We start from the raw sequence: 4,473 nt of genomic DNA, 5'->3' as shown, positions 1-4,473 counted from the left end.
GTTCAGCGTAAATGTATCAGGCATGCTGATGATGTTCACCACGGTGTTCACCACCAAAGGGCCCCAGCCCGAGGATTCTCAGTCGGATCCCCAAAAGGGGCGAGCCTAGCCCAAGGCCCGGTGACGGGATCCCTGGCATCCAGCTACATGCCTTCATGGGTTGTCAGTCTGGGCCGAGAGAGAACTAGTCCCGCTCCTGTTGGCGGAGCCGCTGCAGAAGCGAGAGGGGTTTCTCTTCCTCTGGCCCTTTCTTTTCAGTCGCAGTTGGCAGGGCGGCTGTTTCTGTTTTCTGAGGTTCGAGCAAAAGCTTGGCGGCTTCTGACTCAACGGCTGGAGGGCGAGCCGGGTTCTCCCCTTGTTGGCCGGGCAAGGGAACAGACTCCAGAGTGGCCAGCAGAGCTTGAATATGGCTGTGGGTTTCGGGATGGTTGCTGGCGGCATGGGCCAAGAGGGTGAGCTGCTCTTTGGCAGCGACCAGGTTCCCCAGCTTGAGATCCACCAAGGCCAGTTGATAGCGAGCCTTAAAGCCACTGGGATCCACCTCTACCGAGCGCTGAAAGGCAGCGCGGGCCTCCGCCAGCTTGCCCTGACGGGCGTAGATCAAGCCGAGGTTAAAAGGCACATCGGGATCCCGTTCGCTGGGCAGCACCAAGGTTTTTTCTTCCAGTTCAATTGCGCTCCGGTAGGCGTTGATGGCCAAGGTATGGAAGCCCATCTGCAGATAGCGAGCTCCGTCTTCCTTCAGTTGGGCGACCGTCGGCTCCCCTGTCAGTAGGGTCATGGGCGGTTGCGCGTGGGCAGGCATGGCCACCGCCAAGCTCAGCAGGCACCCCACCGTTTTCAGGCCTAAGGGTACAGCCTGACGACCAATCTGCTGCCTATTCATCACCATGATCTGTTTCCTCCAACCACATCAACACCACTTCATTCCACCCCTCTGGGCCGGGGAGCTGAGCCAATTGCCATTGGGGCAGGGCCTCACTCCAGAGGCTATCCGCAATTGGGCTGGGAAGCACCACTTTTTGCTCCGTCCACCGCAAAAAGGCCACATCGGGCGGGGAACAACCAATGCCCAAAGCCTTGATAGGGCCCAAATGCCGTTGATAGCAATCCAGCAGCCGCCGCACCGCCTGTTCCCCCGGTAACCAATTGGGTTCTGCGGCCATCGTTGGCTGCATCCATCCGGTCAGATACCATTGCGGCAGGCTGGAGAAGTGGAGCTGACGCACCCGCAGCAGATGTTGGGTGAGGTTGGCTTCTTGCTGGGCAAAAGCTTCCCGTAGGGTTTCGGGATCCCCGGAATAGCTGAAAATCTCACTGTACTCTCGCTGCTGCGCCCGCTCTGCCTCTTCCAAAGGGATCCCAGTGGCAGCGGCCAGCTCAGAGGCAGTCCAATCCCCAAACCCGATCAAATCCAAGTGGGACTCTTGACGCACCTGTTGCAGGATGCTGCGCAGGCGAGAATAGGGCAGACCCAAAGCATACACGTAGTAGGGCGGTCGGTGTTGCCACTGCTCGTCTAGGATGCCCGCCGGGAAGTAATGCTCGGGAACGTAAACGGCAGAGCCATCCTCACAGATGAACGGATGCTCCAGGCGCAACTGCCGCCGCACATGTTCCAGTTGAGCGCGGGTGCGCAGGCTGTAGAGCACCAAGGGAATGGAGCGGCGCTCTAGGGCAGCCAAGGCTTGTCGGGCAGCACCATAGCTGTTGAACTCTAGATCCAGCAAGCTGCCATCTAAACTGGTAAGGACAAGTCGCATAGGTGCAGGAAAGGGAAAGGCGCTGGCCCCGTCAAAATTTCAAGCAGCACGACCGGCTGAAGCGTCCTACAGTACCTATGATCCAATAGCTTGACCAACCTGAGGGGGATTAGCCTCAAATGCTCTCCCTCAAAGCATCTGGGTGAATGGGCAATCCGTGCGCCAGAAGTGGTAAAAGCTCGATTGAGCACTACAGAATGCGTGTGTCGCCGAAGATCTTGGCTCAAAAACCAGCAGCAGAGAAGACAGACAGATTGAGTGGGTCAGTGGCTAGTTCTCTGTGCCAAAGGCACGATCCCCTGCATCCCCCAGCCCGGGCAAAATGAACCCTCGATCGTTCAGCCGCTCGTCAATCATGGCGCAGAAGATTTGCACCATCGGGTAGTGGGATCCCAACCGCTGTAACCCTGGGGGCGCTGCCAATGCGCTGACAATTCTAACCAAGCTGGGATCCGCCCCCCGTTTTTTTAGCTCATCCAAAACCCAGAGCAGCGTGCCCCCGGTGGCCAACATCGGCTCGGGAATGAGAATGCGCATCTGTTCAGGGATCCGCTCTGGAAGGCGATTGAGGTAGCAACTGGCCTGCAGCGTTTCCTCATCCCGCACCATGCCAATGTGAAAGATCCGCGCCTGGGGCAAAAGGGCCTGACAGCCTTCCAGCATCGCCAAGCCAGCCCGCAATACAGGCACAATGCCCAGCAGGGTATCCGGCGCGATGACCTCTGCGGCAACGGGTTCCAAAGGGGTTTGCACCTGAACGGTTTGGGTGGGGATCCACTCCCGCATCGCCTCATAGGTTAGCCAGCGGCCCAGCTCCGACATGGCCGTGCGAAACAGGGGCATGGGCGTCTCCGCATCCCGAGCCACGGTTAGCCAGTGCTTAATGAGCGGGTGAGGGGGGACATAGACACGAAGCTGCTGACTTGCCACGGGAGAATGCCTCAATCTGGGCGGTAGCATAGCGGGTTGCCTTAGCAGAAAGCAAGCTCTAGAAAGCAAGCTCTCCAATTGGCCGCAACTCCATCCCGACCGGGGATAAATTGCCAACAGCTCCGGCAAATGCTCAAGGGGTGGGGCTCTTTGACCCAGCAAGATTGCGGCAGAATGAGATCTGCAGGTTGCTTCGAGCGCCGGTCATGTTCGGTGGCTACAGGTTTGGGATAGATCGGGGCAAGGCTGGTTTCGGGTTTTGTTCCTCTTGCCATTTGCGAACTGAGGTGCTGGCCCCAGGGCAGCTTGGCCTCCCGCCGATGGAACCGAACGCCAACGGCTCTCGTCTGCAAGTGCCGGTAGCCGGAGATACCGCTCTGCCCAAGGGTTTCTGGCTTAATGGGGTGTCGCAAGTTACAGCCTGTTCACAAATTAAGGGATACAAAACTTAAGGGATACAAAACATCGTGTTTCTGAGGCTTGACTCCGATGAGGTTTAGAACAAGTAGGTTTACAACCGTATCCGTAGCCCCTCAATAGGCTGTACCTGCATCTTTGGCCCCCTCACACCTTGCAAGGATTAGCTTAGGGAGAATGGATTATGGCTTCGTCTCAACCCTCTGACTCGAACACCAAGGCTCTGAGCCGCCGTCAGCTTCTCAAAGTGGGGGCCGCAGCCCTTGGGGGCGGTCTGCTGGCGGCAGGGGGCGCCCAAGCTCAGCGCAAACCCTCTCCCACCCTGATCGTGGCTCAGGGATCCGGCCTGGATCGCGTTTCCTACGCTACCAACTGGTATGCTCAGGCGGAACACGGCGGCTTCTATCAGGCGGTGGCGACCGGCATCTACCGCGAGCATGGCCTGGATGTAACCATCAAGATGGGTGGCCCCGGCATCAACATCACCCAAGTTTTGGCCGGTGGAGCTGCCGAATTTGCCATGGGAGGAAGCACAGGGGTGATCAATGCCGTGCGAGAAGGGATCCCTTTGGTGTGTGTGGCAGCCATTTTCCAGAAAGACCCGCAGATCATCATGACCCACCCCGGCACCCAGCGCTTTGAAGAGCTCAAGGGCCGGCCCATTTTCGTCTCGAAAGGGGGGCTTGCCACCTACTGGCCCTACCTAAAGGCCCGCTTTGGCTTCACCGACGATCAGGTTCGTCCCTACAACTTCAACCCCGGCCCCTTTTTGGCGGATCCCAGCTCAGCTCAGCAAGGCTATCTGACATCCGAGCCTTTTGCCATCCAACGGGAAGGGGGATTTGAGCCGGTGGTCTTCCTCCTGGCGGATTTGGGCTACAAACCCTACGCCACCACCATCGAAACCCGTCGCCAACTGGTGGAAACCAAGCCCGACTTGGTGGAGCGATTCGTGGATGCCTCTATCAAAGGCTGGTACAGCTTCTTGGAGGATCCCCGTCCGGCCTATCGCTTGATCAAGCAGGACAACCCGGAGATGACCGATGCCCAGTTGGCCTACAGCTTCGAGAAATTGCAGGAGTACGGCATCATCTTGTCCGGCGATGCGTTGGAAAAAGGCATTGGCGCCATGACCGACAAACGCTGGCAAGACTTCTTCGACAGCATGACGGTGGCCGGCGTATTTGAGCCAACCATCAACTACCGGGCTGCCTACACACTGGACTTCGTCAATAAAGGCACTGCCTACTACACTGCCTGACGGACTTCCACCCTTGGCGCTTCTCAGCCCAAGGGATCCCCCCTCGCCCCCAGCCCCTCTTCCACCAAGGGAGAGGGGAACTATAGTCATTTCAAACTAGAT

Annotated in this window: 4 protein-coding genes; 1 reads left to right on the top strand and 3 read right to left on the bottom strand. The window is 58.1% G+C overall.

Annotation, left to right across the window (positions count from 1 at the left end):
- Positions 1-184: 184 nt before the first annotated feature.
- The 3 genes from NW819_RS09615 to upp form a co-directional block, all read right to left on the bottom strand.
- The gene (locus tag NW819_RS09615; protein ID WP_414383967.1) at positions 185-892 is read right to left on the bottom strand and encodes a tetratricopeptide repeat protein; all 708 of its coding nucleotides are present in this window, start codon (positions 890-892) and stop codon (positions 185-187) included.
- The gene (locus NW819_RS09610; protein ID WP_414350080.1) at positions 879-1,763 is read right to left on the bottom strand and encodes a hypothetical protein; all 885 of its coding nucleotides are present in this window, start codon (positions 1,761-1,763) and stop codon (positions 879-881) included. Before NW819_RS09610 ends, NW819_RS09615 begins: the two co-directional genes overlap by 14 nt.
- Positions 1,764-2,033: 270 nt before the next feature.
- A complete protein-coding gene (gene upp / locus NW819_RS09605; protein ID WP_011433955.1) occupies positions 2,034-2,723 on the bottom strand; it encodes a uracil phosphoribosyltransferase in 690 nt (229 codons plus the stop codon).
- 571 nt (positions 2,724-3,294) lie between these two features.
- On the opposite strand from upp, the gene NW819_RS09600 reads away from it, so the two are divergent.
- Entirely contained in the window at positions 3,295-4,371 is a 1,077-nt protein-coding gene (locus NW819_RS09600; protein WP_011433957.1) for an ABC transporter substrate-binding protein, read from the top strand.
- The last annotated feature ends 102 nt before the right edge of the window (positions 4,372-4,473 follow it).

Origin of the sequence: Synechococcus sp. R8-2, from assembly GCF_047461715.1 — a bacterium.
In the GTDB taxonomy this organism is placed as follows: Bacteria; Cyanobacteriota; Cyanobacteriia; order Thermostichales; family Thermostichaceae; genus Thermostichus.
This window is presented reverse-complemented; position numbering and strand designations above follow the sequence as displayed.

What these genes read in the sequence shown, in the direction of transcription:
- NW819_RS09615 (WP_414383967.1), bottom strand. Translation starts at nt 892, where the DNA reads ATGGTGATGAATAGGCAGCAGATTGGTCGTCAGGCTGTACCCTTAGGC.
- NW819_RS09610 (WP_414350080.1), bottom strand. Translation starts at nt 1,763, where the DNA reads ATGCGACTTGTCCTTACCAGTTTAGATGGCAGCTTGCTGGATCTAGAG.
- upp (WP_011433955.1), bottom strand. Translation starts at nt 2,723, where the DNA reads ATGCTACCGCCCAGATTGAGGCATTCTCCCGTGGCAAGTCAGCAGCTT.
- NW819_RS09600 (WP_011433957.1), top strand. Translation starts at nt 3,295, where the DNA reads ATGGCTTCGTCTCAACCCTCTGACTCGAACACCAAGGCTCTGAGCCGC.